Source organism: Haloferax namakaokahaiae (assembly GCF_042663225.1).
In the GTDB taxonomy this organism is placed as follows: Archaea; Halobacteriota; Halobacteria; order Halobacteriales; family Haloferacaceae; genus Haloferax; species Haloferax namakaokahaiae.
On record NZ_JBHTAA010000001.1, the window covers coordinates 624,680 to 642,428 of the forward strand.

Annotated in this window: 19 protein-coding genes; 9 read left to right on the plus strand and 10 right to left on the minus strand. The window is 62.7% G+C overall.

The annotated features are described in order from the left end of the window. Nucleotides 1-102: 102 nt before the first annotated feature. From ACFQJC_RS03420 to ACFQJC_RS03430, 3 genes are all read left to right on the plus strand, one after another. Nucleotides 103-945, plus strand: coding sequence for an ion transporter (locus ACFQJC_RS03420; protein ID WP_390221847.1), 843 nt, complete (start codon nt 103-105; stop codon nt 943-945). Nucleotides 946-1,014: 69 nt separating this feature from the next. Beyond that, on the plus strand, nt 1,015-1,506 hold the full coding sequence (locus ACFQJC_RS03425) for an SRPBCC family protein (protein ID WP_390221848.1): 492 nt from the start codon (nt 1,015-1,017) through the stop codon (nt 1,504-1,506). 125 nt (nt 1,507-1,631) lie between these two features. Further along, nucleotides 1,632-2,447 (plus strand): hypothetical protein, encoded by an 816-nt coding sequence (locus tag ACFQJC_RS03430; protein ID WP_390221849.1) that lies wholly within the window; start codon nt 1,632-1,634, stop codon nt 2,445-2,447. Here the strand turns inward: ACFQJC_RS03430 and ACFQJC_RS03435 are convergent. After that, on the minus strand, nt 2,444-4,927 hold the full coding sequence (locus ACFQJC_RS03435; RefSeq protein ID WP_390221851.1) for a methyl-accepting chemotaxis protein: 2,484 nt from the start codon (nt 4,925-4,927) through the stop codon (nt 2,444-2,446). The genes ACFQJC_RS03430 and ACFQJC_RS03435 overlap by 4 nt on opposite strands. A 363-nt stretch (nt 4,928-5,290) precedes the next feature. Between ACFQJC_RS03435 and ACFQJC_RS03440 the strand changes: the two genes are divergently transcribed. Together ACFQJC_RS03440 and ACFQJC_RS03445 are read left to right on the plus strand one after the other, a co-directional pair. Further along, nucleotides 5,291-6,262 carry an aldo/keto reductase gene (locus ACFQJC_RS03440; RefSeq protein ID WP_390221852.1) on the plus strand — a complete coding sequence of 324 codons (972 nt, stop codon included), beginning with the start codon at nt 5,291-5,293 and terminating at the stop codon, nt 6,260-6,262. An 87-nt stretch (nt 6,263-6,349) separates the two neighbouring features. Beyond that, nucleotides 6,350-7,093, plus strand: a complete 744-nt coding sequence (locus ACFQJC_RS03445; protein WP_390221853.1) for a fumarylacetoacetate hydrolase family protein — start codon at nt 6,350-6,352, stop codon at nt 7,091-7,093. A gap of 27 nt (nt 7,094-7,120) precedes the next feature. Here the strand turns inward: ACFQJC_RS03445 and ACFQJC_RS03450 are convergent, their stop codons facing one another. After that, on the minus strand, nt 7,121-7,339 hold the full coding sequence (locus ACFQJC_RS03450; RefSeq protein WP_390221854.1) for a DUF8015 family protein: 219 nt from the start codon (nt 7,337-7,339) through the stop codon (nt 7,121-7,123). Nucleotides 7,340-7,540: 201 nt separating this feature from the next. Here ACFQJC_RS03450 and ACFQJC_RS03455 point away from each other — a divergent pair, with 201 nt between their 5' ends. Both ACFQJC_RS03455 and ACFQJC_RS03460 read left to right on the plus strand, forming a co-directional pair. Next, nucleotides 7,541-8,149: a translation initiation factor IF-2 subunit beta gene (locus tag ACFQJC_RS03455; protein ID WP_390221855.1), complete on the plus strand. Its 609-nt coding sequence runs from the start codon at nt 7,541-7,543 to the stop codon at nt 8,147-8,149. A 75-nt stretch (nt 8,150-8,224) separates the two neighbouring features. Then, nucleotides 8,225-9,232 (plus strand): PAS domain-containing protein, encoded by a 1,008-nt coding sequence (locus ACFQJC_RS03460; protein WP_390221856.1) that lies wholly within the window; start codon nt 8,225-8,227, stop codon nt 9,230-9,232. Here the strand turns inward: ACFQJC_RS03460 and ACFQJC_RS03465 are convergent. Further along, on the minus strand, nt 9,229-10,245 hold the full coding sequence (locus tag ACFQJC_RS03465; RefSeq protein WP_390221857.1) for an NAD-dependent epimerase/dehydratase family protein: 1,017 nt from the start codon (nt 10,243-10,245) through the stop codon (nt 9,229-9,231). The genes ACFQJC_RS03460 and ACFQJC_RS03465 overlap by 4 nt on opposite strands. 81 nt (nt 10,246-10,326) lie before the next feature. Here ACFQJC_RS03465 and ACFQJC_RS03470 point away from each other — a divergent pair, with 81 nt between their 5' ends. Continuing rightward, on the plus strand, nt 10,327-11,142 hold the full coding sequence (locus ACFQJC_RS03470; protein WP_390221858.1) for a helix-hairpin-helix domain-containing protein: 816 nt from the start codon (nt 10,327-10,329) through the stop codon (nt 11,140-11,142). Nucleotides 11,143-11,160: 18 nt separating this feature from the next. Here the strand turns inward: ACFQJC_RS03470 and ACFQJC_RS03475 are convergent, their stop codons facing one another. The 6 genes from ACFQJC_RS03475 to ACFQJC_RS03500 form a co-directional block, all read right to left on the minus strand. Continuing rightward, entirely contained in the window at nt 11,161-11,433 is a 273-nt protein-coding gene (locus ACFQJC_RS03475; protein WP_390221859.1) for a hypothetical protein, read from the minus strand. 125 nt (nt 11,434-11,558) lie between these two features. Further along, complete coding sequence (msrB, locus tag ACFQJC_RS03480; RefSeq protein WP_390221860.1) at nt 11,559-11,975, minus strand: peptide-methionine (R)-S-oxide reductase MsrB; 417 nt, start codon at nt 11,973-11,975, stop codon at nt 11,559-11,561. Between the two features lie 59 nt (nt 11,976-12,034). Continuing rightward, nucleotides 12,035-12,448, minus strand: coding sequence for a hypothetical protein (locus ACFQJC_RS03485; RefSeq protein ID WP_390221861.1), 414 nt, complete (start codon nt 12,446-12,448; stop codon nt 12,035-12,037). A 3-nt stretch (nt 12,449-12,451) separates the two neighbouring features. Continuing rightward, entirely contained in the window at nt 12,452-13,153 is a 702-nt protein-coding gene (locus tag ACFQJC_RS03490) for an RAD55 family ATPase (RefSeq protein WP_390221862.1), read from the minus strand. Between the two features lie 83 nt (nt 13,154-13,236). After that, nucleotides 13,237-14,010 carry an aldo/keto reductase gene (locus tag ACFQJC_RS03495; protein WP_390221863.1) on the minus strand — a complete coding sequence of 258 codons (774 nt, stop codon included), beginning with the start codon at nt 14,008-14,010 and terminating at the stop codon, nt 13,237-13,239. After that, complete coding sequence (locus tag ACFQJC_RS03500; RefSeq protein ID WP_390221864.1) at nt 14,007-14,693, minus strand: HAD family hydrolase; 687 nt, start codon at nt 14,691-14,693, stop codon at nt 14,007-14,009. The genes ACFQJC_RS03495 and ACFQJC_RS03500 overlap by 4 nt, the downstream gene beginning before the upstream one ends. A gap of 135 nt (nt 14,694-14,828) precedes the next feature. On the opposite strand from ACFQJC_RS03500, the gene ACFQJC_RS03505 reads away from it, so the two are divergent. Beyond that, on the plus strand, nt 14,829-15,866 hold the full coding sequence (locus tag ACFQJC_RS03505; RefSeq protein ID WP_390221865.1) for an NAD(P)/FAD-dependent oxidoreductase: 1,038 nt from the start codon (nt 14,829-14,831) through the stop codon (nt 15,864-15,866). Nucleotides 15,867-15,913: 47 nt separating this feature from the next. Here the strand turns inward: ACFQJC_RS03505 and ACFQJC_RS03510 are convergent, their stop codons facing one another. Beyond that, nucleotides 15,914-17,659, minus strand: a complete 1,746-nt coding sequence (locus ACFQJC_RS03510) for a Rieske (2Fe-2S) protein (RefSeq protein WP_390221866.1) — start codon at nt 17,657-17,659, stop codon at nt 15,914-15,916. Nucleotides 17,660-17,749: the final 90 nt, after the last annotated feature.

Consider the following 17,749-nt stretch of genomic DNA (forward strand, 5'->3'; position numbering starts at 1 on the left):
CCGGTGATTCGCAACGGAGAGACGTGATTCTACTGACCGTTCGCAGTCGCACGAGACATATCACCAGAGAGATTCATTACGGTTCGGCCACGGAGATGGTGTATGGGTACGCACGCCTCGTCGCGGACGCCGCGTGGACTCCGGGAGCGAGTAGAGTTCTACCTCCTCGACCACGAGACGCCGCTCGGCAAAGCCATCGACATCTCGCTTCTGGTGTTGAACCTGGTCTTCGTCGGGGTGTTCGTCGCCCAGACCTACCCGCTCTCTGCGGCGACCGAAGCGCTGCTGTGGCAGGGAGAAGTTGCCATCGCGCTCGTCTTCGTAACCGAGTACGTCCTGCGCCTCTACGGTGCGTCGAATCGACTGGCAGAGGTCACCAACCCGTATACGATGGTGGACCTCCTGTCGGTGCTGCCGACGCTCTCGGTGCTGTTGTTGCCGCCGTCTCTCGTCCTGTTGAACGTCGGGTTCCTCCGGGTCCTTCGCGTCATCCGCGTGCTCCGGTTTTATCGGTTCACGAAGGACGAGGAGTTCTTCTTCGGGACCGTCTCGGTCGAGACGCTTCGCGTCATGAAACTCCTCTTGACGGTGCTCGTCCTGTTCTTCGTCACCGGCGGGTTGTTCTACAGCGTCGAGTTCCGCGCGAATCCGGGCGTGGGCAACTTCGGCGACGCGTTCTACTATATGGTCGTCACGCTCACCACCGTCGGCTTCGGCGATATCACCCCCGTGACGCAGGCGGGTCGCTGGGTGACCGTCGCTGGCGTGCTGGCCGCAGTCATCGTGATTCCGTGGCAGGCGGGGAAAATCGTCCGCGAGTGGGCGCACAGAGACCAGGTCAACGTCGTCTGTCCCGACTGCGGTCTCTCGTATCACGACCCGGACGCGTCTCACTGCAAGGCCTGCGGACACGTCATCTATCAGGAGTACGAGTCCCCGGAGTAGTCGGTCGCTGACCTCGGGAAGTGAATTCGACACGAGAGCTATCTTCTCAGCACGCGTGAATTCAGTACGATGAAAGCATCCGCAACAGTCGAGGTGCGCAGACCGATCGAAGACGTGTTCTCGTACGTCGCAGACGTCGAAGCGATGGACGAGTGGGTCGTCGGCGTCGGTGAAACACGCCGTGTCTCCGGCGAGGAGACCACCGTCGGTACACGCTACGAGAGCACCTACACCTACGGTGGTCGAACCCAACCGATGGTGCTCGAACTCACCGCTATCGACGCACCGCACCGACTCGAAATGACCGCCGTCGAAGGTCCGTTCCCGTTCGATGCACGCCTCGACTTGAGCGAGACGCCGCAGGGAACGCTCGTCACGAACACCATCGACAATAAGCCGGACGGCCGGTTCACAGCGGTGATGTTCACCCTCTTTCGGCCACTCATGCGATGGCTGATGGCTCGGCAACTCCGAGGAGAACTCCGCGAGTTAAAAGCGAGGCTCGAAGCCGACGTAGAAACCTACCAGCCACCCGCACCGGGAGAAACGTCAGTAAATTGAATATATTGGCTTGTTTTTGAATTTACACTTGTTAGCGAAAAAGAGAAAATAGGCGGTAGAGGGCGACAAAACACCTCTGTTTCACCAATGGATTAATGAGACATCAATCCTAACGAGAGTGTCAAATGGGGGAGTATAGTAGGCGGTTCAACGGGGACACGAGGGTTCTCTATCGGCAGGCGGTTCGGACACCACTACCCAATAAAGACGCCGAGCGCGTCTTTTACGAGAACATGATGCGCGTCGCGGACGCACAGGTCAAGAAAGCAGAGATGCTGGAAGACCCCGACATACCGCTCATCGAAGCGTACGAGCGACAGCTCGAAGGAATTTCTGCGACGTACAAAGCCCGCCTCAACCAGATAGCGGGTGACGACTACGAGCGCGTCGCCATGGAGTATCACAACGGCGAACGAGAAGACACGAAAGGGGCGCTCGCCGCGTACTACTTCGAAGGGTTGTGGCGGATGCAACAGCGAATCACCGTCGCGGACATGATGTTCTTCCCGATTATCCTTCGGTACCCGGACAGCTTCACGGTGAATATCAGGTTCACCAGCGGCTACATGACGACCGAGTCGGTGCTGTACGAGTCACCGGAGCACTCCGAAGAGGACATCGACGAGAAGTACTTCGAACGGTACTACAACGACAGCATTTACTCGCAAAAAGAGGCCGCCGAGAAGATTCGGGACTGGGCAGAGATAATCCGCGAGGAGTTTCAAGACCCCGACGAGGTGCCGTTCGACGAGCGAAAGTACGGTGGCATCGTCTCTGCGGGCGGGCGGCGCGGGTCGGTGTTCTCGTCGATGCTCAAACGTGTCGAACCCGACCCGGAGCGCTTTTCGGACAGCATCGACCATCCGATGCTCGTCGAGGAGGGCTCGGAAGCACGGCGAACCGAAGAAGAGCTACTCACCGAAGACGAGTTACTCATCTAACGCGACGACGGGCGAGGGTCGCCCCCGTCCGTCTCCGCCGCGTGGACCGTCGGAAGCGACGCGTCCACCGACGCATCCGACAGCGAATCCTGTGAGTCTGAGTCACCGTCCACGCTGTCGTCGCCGTCCAGTTCGTCGTCGCAGTCCACGCTGTCGTCGCTGGCGACTCCAACTGCAGCCTCTTCGCCAGCGACGACGTCGAATCGGTCGAGCGCGAATTGGAGTTCGTCGGCCGACGTGGCGAGATTCGACACCCGGTCGGCGACCACCGAGAGCGAGTCGTGCTGTTCGTCCGCCGCGTCAGCGGCGTCTCGTGCGCCGGCGCTCGTCCGCTCGCTGATGGCCGAGACGTTCTCGACCATCGAGACGACTTCGGTCGTCGCGCGGGCCTGTTCTTCGGTGGCGCGGCGAATCTCCTGAATGCCGTCGGCCGTCTCTTCGATGTCGTCCACGATGGTATCGATTGCCGTCGCTGCGGCTTCGATGGTCTCTGAGCCTTCTTCGACACGAGTGCGGGTCTGGCGAATGTCCGAAGCCGTCGTGTGTGCCTGGTCGCGGACGCGGTCTATCGACGCGCCAATCCGTCCCGTCGCGTTCTGCGTCTCCTCGGCGAGTTGCTTCACCTCGTCGGCGACGACGGCGAAACCGTCGCCCGCATCGCCTGCGTGGGCCGCCTCGATGGAGGCATTCAAGGCGAGGATGTGCGTCTGCGTGGCGATTTGGTCGATGAAATCGACGACGGACTCTATCTCTTCGATGACCGATTCGAGTTCCTCGACCTGTTCGACCGTCTCGTCGGTTGACGATTCGATTTCGTGGAGTTCGGTGAGCGTCGCGGCGGCGGCTTCGCGGCCGTCTTCACCGCGAGCGGCCGCCTGGTCGGCCCGTTCTGCGACTTCGGTCGCGGAGGCGCTGACCTCCTGAATCGTCGCCGAGAAGTCGTTCATGCGCTCGGTCACGTCGTCGAGGTGTCGGTCCTGTTGGACCACGTCCGAGACGATTGCTGCCATCGACTCCGAGACGGCCTCGCTCGACTCGGCCACCTCGGTGATGTTCGTACTCGTCTCGTCGCTCGCGGCCGCGACGGACCCGCTGAACGTCTGCACGTCGCCGACGACCGTCGCAAACTCGTCCATCGTCTCGTTGTAGGTCCGAGCGATAGCGGCCATCGCCTCGCTGTCGGCGTCGGGGTCCATCCGACACGCGAGGTCACCCTCGGCGGACCGTTCCATGACCGCGCGGTACTCCTCTGCTTTCGCTTCGAGGTGGTCGTTGAGTGCTTCGGCGGCGTCGAGGCTCTCTTTGAGCGAGTGACGCATCTCGTCGAACGAGCCGTAGAGCGTCCCGAACTCGTCGATTCTGTCGGTCTCCAAATCGACGTTCAGGTCGCCGTCGGCCATCTCCTGTGCGCGAGCGCTCAGTGCTTTGAGCGTTCGCGTCGTCCCGCGGCCGACGACGGCGGCGACGACGCCGAGCGAGCCAACCGCGACGAGAATCGTCACGAGGAGTCCGCTGCCGACACTGTCGCTGACGCTGTACGCGCTCGTGGTCGGCACCGCAGTCGCAAGCACCCAATCGACCCCTTCGACGGGCGTGTACGCGACGACGTCGTCGCCGACTTGTTCGAGAGTGGTTCCGTTTTCGACCGGGTCCGTCGGCCCTGCGTGCGTGCTGTTGGCCGTCGAGGCGATAGCTGAGCCACCGGACCCGTAGAGCGTCGTCTGACTCCCGGCCATCGTCTGCTCGGTCGCTCGAATCTGCGCGGGGAGGCTGACGGTGACGAGGATGGCCACTTCGGCGTTCTCCGGTGGCTTGCTCGCCATCACGAACGATTGCTCGCCGTCGATTGGCGACTCGAACGTCTCCGACGAGGTGTACACTTTCTCCGGTTCGGGGTTGACGTGTCGTCTCACGTCGTCCCACGGCAGACCCGCTTCGGCGACGGTCTTCCCTTCGAGCGAACTGGCGGTGCTCTCGACGATTTCACCCGTGTTGTTGTCCACGTAGTGTATCGCCGTGATATCTCGTTGCCCGAGTTTCGCACTCTCCTGAAAGAGATGGTCGCTCACTGCGCGTGTGTTGCCGGTCTGGAACTGCCACGCCGAGGATATCGATACCGCTTCGGTCTGCTTGCTCGAAAGCCACGCCTCGATGCCGTCGGCCTGGAGTTCTGCGGTCGAACTGAGTTGGTGTTCGACCTGCGAGTCGAGCGTGTCCTGCACGTTCGTGTAGGTGAAGACCCCGACGCCCGCCATGACGACCATGGCGACGAGCATCGCTGCGAAGAACTTCCTCGCGTACGTCTGGCGGAGTGGTCGGGGGACGACCGACTCCGAACCGAACTTTCTCACTCCGCGAACCTCCGATGAAATCTGCGGCGTCGAAACGCCCGCGTCGAAGTCGGCGGAATCAACCTTCGATTTGACGGTCCCGACTGCGGTTCGAAGCAGCGTTCGAACGCGCGCCCATCGTTCTCCCATTGCTCGTGAATTTCGACCCATATGTGATAAAGCAATCTACTATATAGTCTTTCATTGGGAACGTTTGTTCTGGGAGAGCACCGGCGACATCTCACGAACACGGGGTACGGATAAACCCTATTTGAACCCGTGATAAGGCCCATTTCATGTTGCATTGTAGATTGGCCAGCTCATCGAGCAAATCCTCAGGCATCAACATAGCTGTTCCTCACCGATGCATTTTTGTGGGATTTTGACCCATTATCTGGGAGAATATATAGAATCAAAGTTGAGAGTGACGCGCTGACGTGTTTCCAGTGACGCGCTCGCCCGAGAATCTCCGCCTGGGCGTAGTTTATCTGTCACACCACCGAACACCAGACGATGGAGTACACGACGTTCGGTTCGACGGGGATGACCGTGAGCAAAATCTGTCTCGGCTGTATGAGTTTCGGGGCGGACTGGGACGACTGGACGCTCGGCCGCGACGAGAGCAGGGAACTCATCGAGCGCGCAATCGACCTCGGAATCAACTTCTTCGACACCGCGAACGTCTACTCGTACGGCGAGTCCGAGGAGATTCTCGGCGACGTGCTCGCCGACTACGACCGCGACGAGATGGTCGTCGCCTCGAAGGTGTACTTCCCGATGCGCGAGGACGACCCGAACTCCGGCGGACTCTCGCGCAAGACCATCGAGCAAGAGTTAGACAACTCGCTCGACCGACTCGGTATGGAGACGGTTGACCTCTACCAGACTCACCGCTGGGACTACGACACGCCCATCGAGACGACGATGCGCGCGCTCGACGACGCCGTTCGGCGCGGAAAGACGCGATACGTCGGCGCGTCGTCGATGTGGGCCTATCAACTCGCCGAGGCCCAGTACACCGCCGACTCGCTCGGACTCGACCGCTTCGTCTCCATGCAGAACCTCTACAATCTCGCCTACCGCGAAGAGGAGCGCGAGATGATGCCCTACTGTGCGGAGAACGACATCGCCACGATGCCGTGGAGTCCGATGGCCGCCGGGTTCCTCACCCGCCCGCACGAGGAGTTCGAGGCGACCACACGCGGCGAGCACGAGGCCGACGTTGGACGGCCGTACCTCGAAGGCGGCGGCCCCGCGGTCAACGAGCGCGTGCAGGAACTCGCCGAGGAGAAGGGCGTGAAGATGGCCCAAATCGCCCTCGCGTGGCAGTTCCACAAAGACTGGGTGACGACGCCTATCGTCGGCACCTCCAGTGTCGAACACCTCGAAGACGCCGTCGAAGCCCTCGACATCGACCTCTCCAGTTCGGACGTTGAGTACCTCGAAGAACCGTACGAACCGGTTCGCGTCTCGGGTCACGAATAGGCCGAGACTCGGGTTTGCTTCGCTTTCTCTAGACACACACGGCCGCCAGCCGTAGGGCTAAGTGACTCGCGTGCCCACCCTCGGGCGATGCGACTGGCACGAATTCAGACTGCGGAGGGGGTCGAAACCGGGGAGTACGTCGGCGACGATTCGACCGGCGAAACCGGCATCGTCCGCGTAGAGAGTGGGGAGTACACGCTCGGCGAGGACGCCGAACTGCTCGCGCCGTGCGAACCGTCGGCGCTCTACTGCGTCGGCCGGAACTTCGCGGCGACGCTCGACCAGATGGACTACGACGTGCCGGACGAACCGGACTGGTTCATCAAGCCACCCGTGTCGGTTCGCGGGCCGGGCGCGAAGGTCACCTACCCAAGGTGGACCGACGAACTCACCTACGCCGGCGAGTTGGCCGCCGTCATCGACCGCGAGTGTTCGAACGTCTCCGAGGACGAGGTCGCGGACGTGGTGCGCGGCTACACCATCCTCGACGACCTCGACGCGCTCGACCAACCGGGTCGAACCGCGCGCAAGGCGTTCGACGGCTCTGGGCCACTCGGCCCGTGGATAGAGACCGACGTGGACCCGACGAACATCGACATGACCACCCACGTCGGCGGCGAGTTGCGACAGGAGTCCAACACCGAATTGATGCTCTTCTCACCGACCGAAATCGTCTCCCACCTCTCGGAGCACTACACGTTCAAACCCGGTGATGTGGTCTCCTTCGGCAGTCCGGCGAACCCCGGACTCGTCGAGCCGGGTGACACGGTCGAAATCTGGTACGAAGGCGTCGGAACGCTGAAACACGAAATCGTGGCTGCGTCGGATTAAAAAAAAGGAAATGTCGCAGGCGGGCGGTCAGTTCAGCGCCTCGACTTCCTTCGTGAGGTCCGCCGGTTGGTCCACGGGTCCGTTGACGAACAGGCCGTGAGCCATCACGACGGCGGCGATTGCGCTGAACCCGACGATGGCCGTCGTCGGAGCTATCGCGGTGAACTGCCCCACGAGAACGCCGGCGACGAGGCTTCCGAAGATGCCCGCGAGGACGAGGTCGTAGTACTGCCACGTGTAGCCCATACGAAGAGGTTCGAGCGCCAGCACTGAATTGGTATCGACCAGTTCCGCGAAACGTGGTTTCGAAACGAAGGCAGCGATAGTCGGATGGGGACGCTTCGGGCCGCTCGCGTCGGTATCCGACGACCGACCAGACTGCTCTCGTGGCTTCCGCATCCGAGACGTTGACGGAACGGCTATACGTTGCGAGAAACTCGTGTGCCTATGGAATACCAATCGGCGCTCGATAGAGCACTCGATATTCTCCCCGAGCGGAACGTCGAACAAGAGCGATTGCGAGTCCCGGACCCGCAAGGCGAGACTGACGGCGCGTTCACGCGTCTGACGAACCTCGGCGAAATCGCCGACGCGCTCTCGCGCACACCCACGCACCTGCACAGTGCAGTCCAGCGCGCGCTGGGTACGAGCGGACAGCTCGAAGGCGACCGCGCCCGCTACAGCGGTTCCTTCTCCATCCGCGACTTCAACGAGGCGATCGACGACTACGTGGACGAGTACGTCATCTGTTCGGAGTGTGGCCTGCCGGACACCCGACTCGTCACCGAAGACGGCGTGGACATGCTTCGCTGTGAGGCGTGTGGTGCGTTCCGTCCCGTCCAGAAGCGTTCGAGTGCGAGCCAGAACCGACAGCGCAACGCCGTCGAAGAAGGTCGCACGTACGAAGTCGAAATCACCGGAACCGGTCGGAAAGGCGACGGTGTCGCACAGCGCGGCGAGTACACTATCTTCGTCCCCGGTGCCCGCGAAGGCGAAACCGTCCGCGTCTACATCAAGAACGTGAGCGGGTCGCTCGCGTTCGCCGAGAAGGCATAATCTCCCGATTTACGCTGTTTTACGAGAGCTACACCTTCCCAAATGCATATGAGAGTGTCAACCATACCGTCGAGTATGTCTCGGGCGAGTGAAACGGCAGTCACTCATCTGTTCTCTCAGCGCCTGCGAGACGACCCAATCGAGGTCCTCCACGTCGAGGACGACCGGCGATTCGCGGAGTTGTCGGTGGCGTTCTTGGAGCGCGACTCGACCGACTCGCCACCGCTCGAAGTCCGAACGGAGACGGACCCGACCGCGGTGACCGACCAGCTGGACGAGGTCGATTGCGTCGTCAGCGACTACGACATGCCCGAACGTGATGGTCTCGAACTGTTGGAGAAGGTCCGAGAGTTCGACGCAGAACTCCCGTTCATCCTCTTTACCGGCCGCGGTTCGGAGGAGATTGCGAGCAAGGCCATCTCGGCCGGCGTCACCGATTATCTCCGAAAAGGCGGCGGGGCAGAGAACTTCGACGTGTTGGCGAACCGAATCCGCAACGCCGTCGCAACGCGCCGCGCGGAGCAGGCGGCCGACCAGAGCCATCGCTTGCTCAGAGACGTCATCGACCAACTGCCGCAGTGCATCTTCGTGAAAGACGTCGAGGGACAGTACCTCCTCATCAACGAGGCGGGTGCCGCCTCGTACGGCGAGACACCGGCCGAAATCGAGGGCAAGACCGAGTCAGAAGTGAACGACCCGGAGCTAGCCGCACGGTTTCACGAAGAAGACCAAACCGTCATCGAAGACGGCGAGACGGCCCGCATCCGTGACCAGTACCGCATCGACGACGAGGGTGACGAATACGTCGAAGAGGTCACGAAGACGCCGTTCGGCGTCGAGACGGCGTCGCCGACAGCCATTCTCGGCATCGCCGACGAGGTGACCGAAGAACGGCGCAAAGCGGCGCAGCTCGACAGCGCGAGAGAACTCGCCGCGCAACTTCGAACGCGATTCGACGCAGGCGACGATTCACCGACACGCGACGAACTCGTCGCGGCCCTCGACGACCTCGAAACGACGCTCTCGGACCCCGACGAAATCGACCTGAAAGACGTGCTCCAAGACGACGAAGACGAGTCCTAATTCGGCGATTCGAATTCGGCGACGAACGCCTCGGTGTGCTCGCGCCACGCGGCAGCGAGGTGGTCGTCGAACGGTTCTGTGTCCCACGAATCGATAGCGTCTCGCTCGTCCAACCACTCGACGACTCGGCGAACGCCCGTCTCGAAGTCGATAGAGTACTCGAATCCGAGGTCGGCTTTCGCCCGCGAGTTGTCGAACACCGTACTGTACTGGAAATGGTCGCGGAGCATTCGCGTTCGCTCGGGGGCGACCGCGCGGAGCACGTCGGTGGAGACGTGGACGAGGTCCGGTTCGGGCGCATCGAGGGCGCTGGCGACGCGAGCGTGGTACTGATTCCACGTCATCGTCTCCTCGCTCGTGACGTTGTAGGCTCGCCCGCCGACGCCGGGATTCTCGACCGCGCCGACGAACGCCCGCGCGACGTCGTCGCGGTGGCACGGTCCCCACAGCGAGGTGCCGTCACCGTGGACGATAATCGGCTTTCCCGCACGGATTCGGTCGAGGTAGTACGACCCCATGCCGAGGGTGTGAACGAGCCGGCTTCCCTCGCCGTAGGTGTTCCACGGTCGGAGGACGACCACGTCGAAGTCGTCGCCGTGCGCGTCGAAGAACACGTCTTCGGCGGCGATTTTCCCGGCGGCGTAGTCGCTGACCGGCGGGTTCCGCGGACTCGACTCGGGAACGGGGTTCGATGGCGGCGGTCGATGGTACACGTCGATAGTGCTGCAAAAGACGAAACGTTCGACCGAGTCGGGACAGCAGGCGAGTGCGTCACGGGCGGTTTCGCCGTCGAAACAGGCCATATCGACGACAGCCTGTGGAGAGGCGTCTTCGAGCGCCGCCGCGAGTCTGTCGCTGTCGCCGCGGTCACCACTGACCGTCGTCACCGACGCCGGCAGTCGGTCCGCTGTCGTCCCGCGCTGGAAACTCGTCACTTCGTGACCGGAATCGACCAGTCGCCGAACGATGCCGGTTCCGAGGAGTCCCGTGCCGCCGATGACGAAGACGTGCATACCTTCCTGGTGTGTGCTGGCGACAAAAAGACCGCCCCGACGCCGAAAACAGTCATCGTGTTGGCTGACCAATAGTAGTGGATGAAAGTGTACACGACCGATGGACTGGTGTTCGAGTGCGGCGGCTACAAAGCGGTGCGCGCGGGCGGCGTGGTGCTCACGAGAGACAAGAAGCGAAAGCACGTCATCGGCTACGTACCGGCGGCACAACTGCGGTACATCCTGCCGGACGATATCGAACCGGAGACCAACAAACCGACAGAACATGAAGAAGCGGCGGCCGAGTCGGCGACGGACGGGCATTCAATACCGACAGACGGAGAGGCAGATTCGGTCATCGACCTCACCAGCGAACCGGCGACCACGACGACCAGCGATGGCGGCGAATCCGAAGCCAAGAGAGACGACGAGACGGACGCCGACGCGGACGGCGAATCGGTCGTCGCGGCCGAAGTCGCGGCCGACGAAATCGGAGTCGTGAGCATCGCGGGTGACGAGCAGGCCAGTTCGCACAGTCACGAGGAGTTGACTACCGAACTCGCCGACCACGACGGGCGACTCTCAGACCACGACGAGCGACTGGGCGAACTCGAACGCCGCGTTGACGAGTTGTCGGCGCAGATGACGGGCGTACTCGAAGCAGTCGAAGCCGAACCGTACGACCCAGAGGCGCTCACGAACATCCGCGGTATCGGGTCGGCCTACGCGACTCGACTCGGTGAGGCCGGCATCGACTCCATCACCAAACTGCTCGAAGCGTCCGTCGAAGACGTGGTAGCGGCGACCGAAGTCGGCGAACGCCGTGCCGAAGAGTGGAAACAGCGCGCCGAAACACACCACGAACGCGAACTGGTGACGAGCGCGTACGCTGCGGAACGAGAAGTAGACGAAGAGTAGTCTCGCGGAGCGGGGTCGTCAGGTCAATCGGACGAAGAGGAGTAAGACGCCGAAGAGGGTCGAAGCGCCGCTGATGACGAGCAATCCACCGCTCACCACGAGAACCGACCCACTGAACGAAATCGGGGCACCACTGGTTGCGATACTGGTCAGCGAGAGACCGGCAGTCAGGTCGGCGACCGGGCCGAGAATTGCGATGCAGAACGTGAGCGCACCGACGAGGACGAACGCGTACGGCGTGAACGAGAACTCTCGTCGAGGGTGTCGGTGCGCGGAGTAGCCGCGAGACATACCCCTTCTTCGACGGCATGGGTGTTTGCTACGAATCGACTACCAGCCGACACCGCGCGTTATCCACGACCTACCGCGTTCGGTGAAACACACCGAAACGTGACAGTCAGGGAGTTACGAACTGCCTACTCGCCGTCTTCGGCCTCGGAATCGGCGTCGAACTCCAGTGCGACCGAGTTGATGCAGTAGCGCTCGCCAGTCGGGTTGGGGCCGTCTTGGAAGACGTGGCCGAGGTGGCCGCCGCAGGTCTTGCAGACGACTTCGACGCGGTCCATGCCGTGACTCGTGTCGCGGCGGCGTTCGATGTTCGAGTCGTTGCCGTCGAAAAAGCTCGGCCACCCGCAGTTGGAGTGATACTTCGTCTCCGAGTCGAACAGTTCGGTTCCGCACCCGGCACAGCGATAGGTACCGTCGTCGGTTCGGTCCACGTGTTCGCCCGAGAATCGGGGTTCGGTGCCCTGCTTTCGGAGGACTCGGTAGGCTTCGGGCGAGAGACGTTCGCGCCACTCGGCGTCCGAGAGTGAGAATTCCTGGTGTGCCATACGAGAGAAACGAGCGCCAGTCGGAAAGCCGCGTCGGCGACGAGTACCTACGCCCGAAACTACTTTCGTCGGAGGAACTTCGGCAGGCGCAACCGACCCAAGTCGTCGGATTCGATGTCGAGAAGCGACGTGCGGCCGACGGCGCTGGGAATGCCGGCGCTGTCGGTGGGGCGGAGCATCCCGACGGAGGGACCGGTCTCTTCGACGTCGTCGTCCCGTTCGACGAGCGCTTCCCACGCGTCGGCTTTCGTGTCGAAGTCGCCGCGTTGGTTACGAACGCGTTGTTTTCCCTCTTCGAAGGAGAGTTGGAGGAGACTCCGACCGTAGGCGGTGTTCGCCTGTCGGCGGAGTCGTTCGAACTCCTCTCTATTTGGCGCACCGAGGGCTGTCGAGACGCCGAGTGCGTACATTCGGCGAATCAGCGCCTCGTCGGAGAGCGTTCGCCACTCTGTTCCGAATTCCTGGTCGTACATGCGTTAGAGATCGACTTTCGTCCGCGGATCGACGATGAGTCCGTTGTCCGTGAACTCGAGCGAGCGGATGTCGCAGTCGATGTTCGTCCCGCGCATCTTGATGACCTGGATACCGCGGGTCATCCCCGTCGCTTCGAGGTAGTTGTGGAAGAAGATGACGCCGTGAGCGAGGAAGTGTTCGTCCGCGTACGACGAGGGGTCGGTCATCTCGGAGATGAGCAGCGTCGTCGCCTCGCCTTGCTTGAGCGCCGTCAGGAAGCGTGTCATCTCCTCGTCGCCGTTGGAGAAGAACAACCGAAGTAGCATCGTCGAGTCGATTACGAGTCGGTCAACCTGTCGTGAGTTGACGAACGCGACGATTTTGTCGGTCAGACTCTGGACGTTCGAAGAGCCGCTCTGCGAGAACTGGTTCAGAAGGTGCTTGCCCTTCGGACTCACGAGGTTGATGTATCGGAAGGCCTCCGAGTTGGTGAGCGTCTCGAAGCCGAAGTTGTAACTCGACATGTCGTGGACGAGTTCGTCTTCGGTCTCGTGCATAGTGATGTACATGCACGTCTCCCCATTTCGGAGTCCCTCGGCGATGAACTGTGCTGTGAACGTGGTTTTCCCACTGCCTGGAGGGCCACTGAGAACGTATAGTCGGTGTGGCAGGAACCCGCCCTGAATAAGGTCGTCGAACCCACTTACCCCACTCGGAATCCGCATGGTCTCACTCACCGTGCGTCCTGTAATAATCGTTCCGGGACGGGTAAGCAATCTGATGTAAATGGGAGATTATTCCGTCGAATTCACTCCGGAAATAGCTCGACCTCGCGCTCGATGCCGTCGATGCGTTCGACGTCTTCCGCGTCGAGACTGAGCGCCGACGCTTCCATGTTCGCTCGGAGGTGTCGCTCGCTCGATGCCTTCGGAATCACGCACACGCCCTTCGCAACTAACCACGCGATGCTGACCGCTTCGGGAGTCGTATCGTGTTTTGTTGCGACTGCGACGACTTCGTCAACCTCTCGGACGCGCCCCCCGGCGAGCGGTGAGTAGGCGACCACGTCGTAGTCGTGTTCGCGTGCGTGTTCGAGGAGTTCGGGACGCTGGAACAGGGGATGATACTCGGTCTGGTGTGCCGCGAGCGGTGCGTCCAACAGCGCTCTCGCCTCGTCCAACTCCTCGACGGTGAAGTTGCTCACGCCGACGTGTTCGACCCGGCCCGACTCGACGAGTTCGTCGAACGCGCGCAGGGTCTCCGGCGGGTCGTAGGTCTCTATCGGGCGGTGAACGTAGAGCAGGTCTACGTAGTCGGTGCCGAGTTTCTCCAGACTCGCGCGCGTGCTTTCGAGTACGTCGTCGTATGCGAGGCTGTCGGCCCACACCTTCGTCGCAAGAAAGACATCGTCGCGCGCGACCGTCGCCTCGGTGATGGCGTCGCCGACGACTCGTTCGTTGTCGTAAATCTGGGCGGTGTCGATGTGGCGGTAGCCGAGTTCGAGCGCCGTCGTGACCGCCGTCGCCTTCTCGGGCGTGTCGAGACCCATCGTCCCGAGTCCGGGGGTCGGCAGGTCGCTCATCGCGCCGTCTCCGTCGAGTCGAGGACGGGAACGCCGTCGAGGGTGAGCAGGTCGTCCAGCCCCTGAATCTCGTGGGTCGGGTCGGGCGACGGCGTGTGGTCGCGGCGGTGACCGCGGCGAATGAACGCCGAATCGACGCCCGCGGCGTGAGCGGCGACGATGTCGCTGTCGCTGTCGCCGACGTACAGGGGAGATTCGACCCCGAGGTCGTCCATCGCCCGCTCGATGTAGTAGGGGTCCGGTTTCTTGCGCTGGAGACTCGTCATCGACGGTTCGCGGCCGTACGCGGTCGGAAAGAGGTCGGCCACGTCCAGTGTCTCGACCACGTGATCGATAGTCGCCTGCTGGTTGTTCGAGACGATACCCATCGGGGCGTCGATGCGGCGAACCGCGTCGAAGTCGTCGTAGGGGGTTTTGTGTCCGGCATCGATTGCCTCGCATTGCGCTGCCGAGGCGAGTTCGTCGCGGGTGCGGAACAGCGTCTCGGCGTCGAGGTCGTAGGTATCGGCGACGCTGTGCACGTCTTCGGGCGTGACGTGGATGACGACTTTCTCGACGTGGTCCGGGTCGGGGTCCGAGACGCCGAGTGTGGCGAACGTCTCCCACGTCGCCTCGCGGAGGACGGAGAGTTCGACGAGCGTGGTGAGCACGCCGTCGTGGTCGAAGATGACCGAATCGTACATACATCGTGTGAGAAATCGAAGGGGTGAATCGTTTTCGCCTTCCGGCACCCGTTGAGATTCGCCGGGGAGAGAGCACTTTAGCACACGGAGTCCCGAGGTACGGGCAATGCTGGCTGGAGCAGACGGAGCGTGGAAATGAGCCGAGACGTGTGTATCGTCGGCGCGGGCGTCGCCGGCATCGGGGCGGCCTACGCACTGCGAACGACCGACGCGAACGTGACGATACTCGAGAAGAGTCGCGGGGTCGCCGGCCGCGCGGCGACGCGTCGAAAGAACGGGTGTCGCTACGACCACGGCGCGAACTACGTCAAAGAGTACGACGAGCGCACCGCCGACCTGATATCGGACCTCGGAACCGACGGCTTGGTCGATATCGAGGAGCCGATTTGGACGTTCGACGCCGCCGGCGACATCGCCGAGGGCGACGACCGAGACGAGCACAAGTGGACGTGGGAGGCCGGAATCACGCAACTCGGCAAGCGCCTGCTCGACCAGACGAACGCGACGGTCGAACGCGAGACGCGCGTCGCCGCAATCGACCGCGACTACGAGACCGGCGTGTGGTCCGTGGTCGATACCGACGACGTTCGACACGGTCCGTTCGACGTGGTGCTTCTCACGCCGCCCGCCCCCCAGACCGCGGGTATCCTCACCGAGATGGGCTGGGGCAGTCAGGAGATGGTCGCCCTCCGCGAGGCGATTGGTAGCGTGTCCTATCGGACGATTCGCTCGGTGATGTTGCACTACGACTTCGAGCGCAACGACCCGTGGTACGCCCTCGTCAACCCCGACAAGGAACACGATATCGGTTGGCTCGCCCGTGAAGAGTGCAAAGACGGGCACGTCCCCGACGGCGAGAGCCTGCTGGTCGTCCAGATGAGTCCCGAGTGGTCCAGCGAACACTACGACGACGACCCCGACGAAATCGCCCGAACGGCGGCCGACAAAGTCGCCACATTGCTCGGCGACGAACGCCTCCGCGACCCGGATTGGGTAGACCATCAGGGCTGGCGGTACGCGCTTCCGAACGGGAGCGCCTTCGAAGAGGTCATCCGCCGCGGCGAGGAGGCAGGTCTCTACTTCGCCGGCGACTGGACCGTCGGCGAGGGGCGGGTTCACGCCGCGCTCTGGAGCGGTATCGAGACCGGCGAGCGAATCATCGACCAGTTCTGAGCGACAGTCGCGCGGCCGAGGGATTCAGTCGTCCGCTTCGTGAAACGTCAGTCGTCCGCCGCTGTCTCGTGGATTTTCTCGCCGCGCTGGAGTCGCGCTGCGATGGTGAACGTCTGTTCTCGCTCGCGGCGAGTGGGTGAGTGCGCCGCGAGATACCGTGCGACCCCGACCATGAGCGTCCGCGCTTCTTCTGGTGGTCGTTCGACCGCCTGCGTGAACCCGGCTTCGAGCGCCTGATAGGTGTGGAACCCGGCGTCTTCGCGCAGGAGCGCCGCGGCCAACTCGTTTCGGAGCGTCTCGATGTCGCCACCCGAGTCGAGGAAGTGGGCGGCGGCCGCGCCCGCGTTGTTGACCTGTCCTTCCATGTCGAACGCGTGGTCGAGTCGCTCCAACGCGTCGTCGGGGTTCATCCCGTCGTCCAGCGTCGGGAGCGGGGCCGGTGGGGTGTTGAGGAAGCGGTCGAGATAGACGTTGATGGCGGCGTCGAACACGCCGCGATAGAGTTCGGTCGCGTCGGTTCGGCGGGTGAGTCGATGGACCGCGTTCGCGTAGGTGAACGTGTGGTGGACGGTGTTCCAATCGGAGAACTCGTTGGTGGTCGAGAACTGGGCGACGCGCATGCCGGCCGCGAACGCGACGAGGCTTGCGAGGTCTTCGGGCGTCGCCCCCTCACGAATCGCCTCCACGAGTACGTCGATAATCGCGTCGGGGTCGTCGTCGAGAAGTGTCTCCAGTACGTCCTCCGGTTTCGACCACGTTCGACTCCGACCGAATCGGACGAACTGGTCGAGTTCGTCGAACGTGTCGTCCAAGCGCCCGGCGAGGTCGATAGGCCGCCGCCACGACGCGGACTCCTCTGCTCTGTCTGCTCTCGCAAGACCGCGAACCAGACTCGGGAGCACGTCCTCGGCGTGTTCCCAGCCGATGTGGTCGAGCGACTCGAACGCCTTGTTGACGAAGTCGAGTGTGTGGCCGGTGTCGAGATACCGGTGGTCGGTCGCGGCCGCACCGAGCATGTGCGCGAGGTCAGAATCGTCGTAGCCGGCGGCGATTGCGGTTCGCAGGACGCGTTCTGCGCCGTCGGGGTCGCGGACTTCGATGCTCTCGCGGAACCACGACAGCAGGCGGTCGAAGTCGGCGTCAACGTCTTCGAAGGCGTCTTGGTCGAATCGCGGCGGTTCGCCCGACGTGTCGCTGGCGACCTGAATCAGGCCGTGATACAGCGCGCGTTTGGCGTTGTCGCCCTCCACGTCGCCGAGGACGTTCGCCATCGCGGTGAGGATGGTCAGACCGGGACCCCATCCGTCGCGTCGGAACTGCGCGCCGAATCTGACGCCCGTCTCGATGGCGTCGGTGGCGGGGACGCCCTCGTCTTGGAGACCGATGACCGCCTTGGCGACGACGAGACGGAGGTTGCGTTCGAGTCCGTCTTCGAGGCGGTTTCGCCAGTGGACCGCGGGCGGTTCGTCGGGTTCCGGATACGGATTCACGAAGACGGTCCCCTCTCGAATTTCGACCGGATACGAGAGCACGTCGTCGGCCCACGGGTCGAAGGTGTCGCCGCAGGACAGTTCGAAGCGCGCGTGGTGCCAGTGGCACGTGAGAACGCCGTCATCGACGGTGCCCTCGATGAGAGGGAAGCCCATGTGCGGGCAGGCGTTGGCGACGGCCCGAACCGACCCCTCGTGGTCGAAGAGGGCGATGGCGCGGCCGTCGAGCGAGACGAGTTTGCGACCCGTCTCAGCGAGTTCGTCGCGGTCGCAGGCGGGGACGAATGTGTCAGGGACTGCCATACACTGGTTTGGCGCGGAGCGTTCCTAAAGATTCGCTGAAACGAATTTACGTAAACTCCACGACGGGAGTGAGGTCGCCCCCGAGCGACG

Excerpts from the sequence above, each read along its gene's own strand:
- ACFQJC_RS03420 (WP_390221847.1), top strand. The coding sequence starts at position 103 with ATGGGTACGCACGCCTCGTCGCGGACGCCGCGTGGACTCCGGGAGCGA.
- ACFQJC_RS03425 (WP_390221848.1), top strand. The coding sequence starts at position 1,015 with ATGAAAGCATCCGCAACAGTCGAGGTGCGCAGACCGATCGAAGACGTG.
- ACFQJC_RS03430 (WP_390221849.1), top strand. The coding sequence starts at position 1,632 with ATGGGGGAGTATAGTAGGCGGTTCAACGGGGACACGAGGGTTCTCTAT.
- ACFQJC_RS03435 (WP_390221851.1), bottom strand. The coding sequence starts at position 4,927 with ATGGGAGAACGATGGGCGCGCGTTCGAACGCTGCTTCGAACCGCAGTC.
- ACFQJC_RS03440 (WP_390221852.1), top strand. The coding sequence starts at position 5,291 with ATGGAGTACACGACGTTCGGTTCGACGGGGATGACCGTGAGCAAAATC.
- ACFQJC_RS03445 (WP_390221853.1), top strand. The coding sequence starts at position 6,350 with ATGCGACTGGCACGAATTCAGACTGCGGAGGGGGTCGAAACCGGGGAG.
- ACFQJC_RS03450 (WP_390221854.1), bottom strand. The coding sequence starts at position 7,339 with ATGGGCTACACGTGGCAGTACTACGACCTCGTCCTCGCGGGCATCTTC.
- ACFQJC_RS03455 (WP_390221855.1), top strand. The coding sequence starts at position 7,541 with ATGGAATACCAATCGGCGCTCGATAGAGCACTCGATATTCTCCCCGAG.
- ACFQJC_RS03460 (WP_390221856.1), top strand. The coding sequence starts at position 8,225 with ATGTCTCGGGCGAGTGAAACGGCAGTCACTCATCTGTTCTCTCAGCGC.
- ACFQJC_RS03465 (WP_390221857.1), bottom strand. The coding sequence starts at position 10,245 with ATGCACGTCTTCGTCATCGGCGGCACGGGACTCCTCGGAACCGGCATC.
- ACFQJC_RS03470 (WP_390221858.1), top strand. The coding sequence starts at position 10,327 with ATGAAAGTGTACACGACCGATGGACTGGTGTTCGAGTGCGGCGGCTAC.
- ACFQJC_RS03475 (WP_390221859.1), bottom strand. The coding sequence starts at position 11,433 with ATGTCTCGCGGCTACTCCGCGCACCGACACCCTCGACGAGAGTTCTCG.
- msrB (WP_390221860.1), bottom strand. The coding sequence starts at position 11,975 with ATGGCACACCAGGAATTCTCACTCTCGGACGCCGAGTGGCGCGAACGT.
- ACFQJC_RS03485 (WP_390221861.1), bottom strand. The coding sequence starts at position 12,448 with ATGTACGACCAGGAATTCGGAACAGAGTGGCGAACGCTCTCCGACGAG.
- ACFQJC_RS03490 (WP_390221862.1), bottom strand. The coding sequence starts at position 13,153 with ATGCGGATTCCGAGTGGGGTAAGTGGGTTCGACGACCTTATTCAGGGC.
- ACFQJC_RS03495 (WP_390221863.1), bottom strand. The coding sequence starts at position 14,010 with ATGAGCGACCTGCCGACCCCCGGACTCGGGACGATGGGTCTCGACACG.
- ACFQJC_RS03500 (WP_390221864.1), bottom strand. The coding sequence starts at position 14,693 with ATGTACGATTCGGTCATCTTCGACCACGACGGCGTGCTCACCACGCTC.
- ACFQJC_RS03505 (WP_390221865.1), top strand. The coding sequence starts at position 14,829 with ATGAGCCGAGACGTGTGTATCGTCGGCGCGGGCGTCGCCGGCATCGGG.
- ACFQJC_RS03510 (WP_390221866.1), bottom strand. The coding sequence starts at position 17,659 with ATGGCAGTCCCTGACACATTCGTCCCCGCCTGCGACCGCGACGAACTC.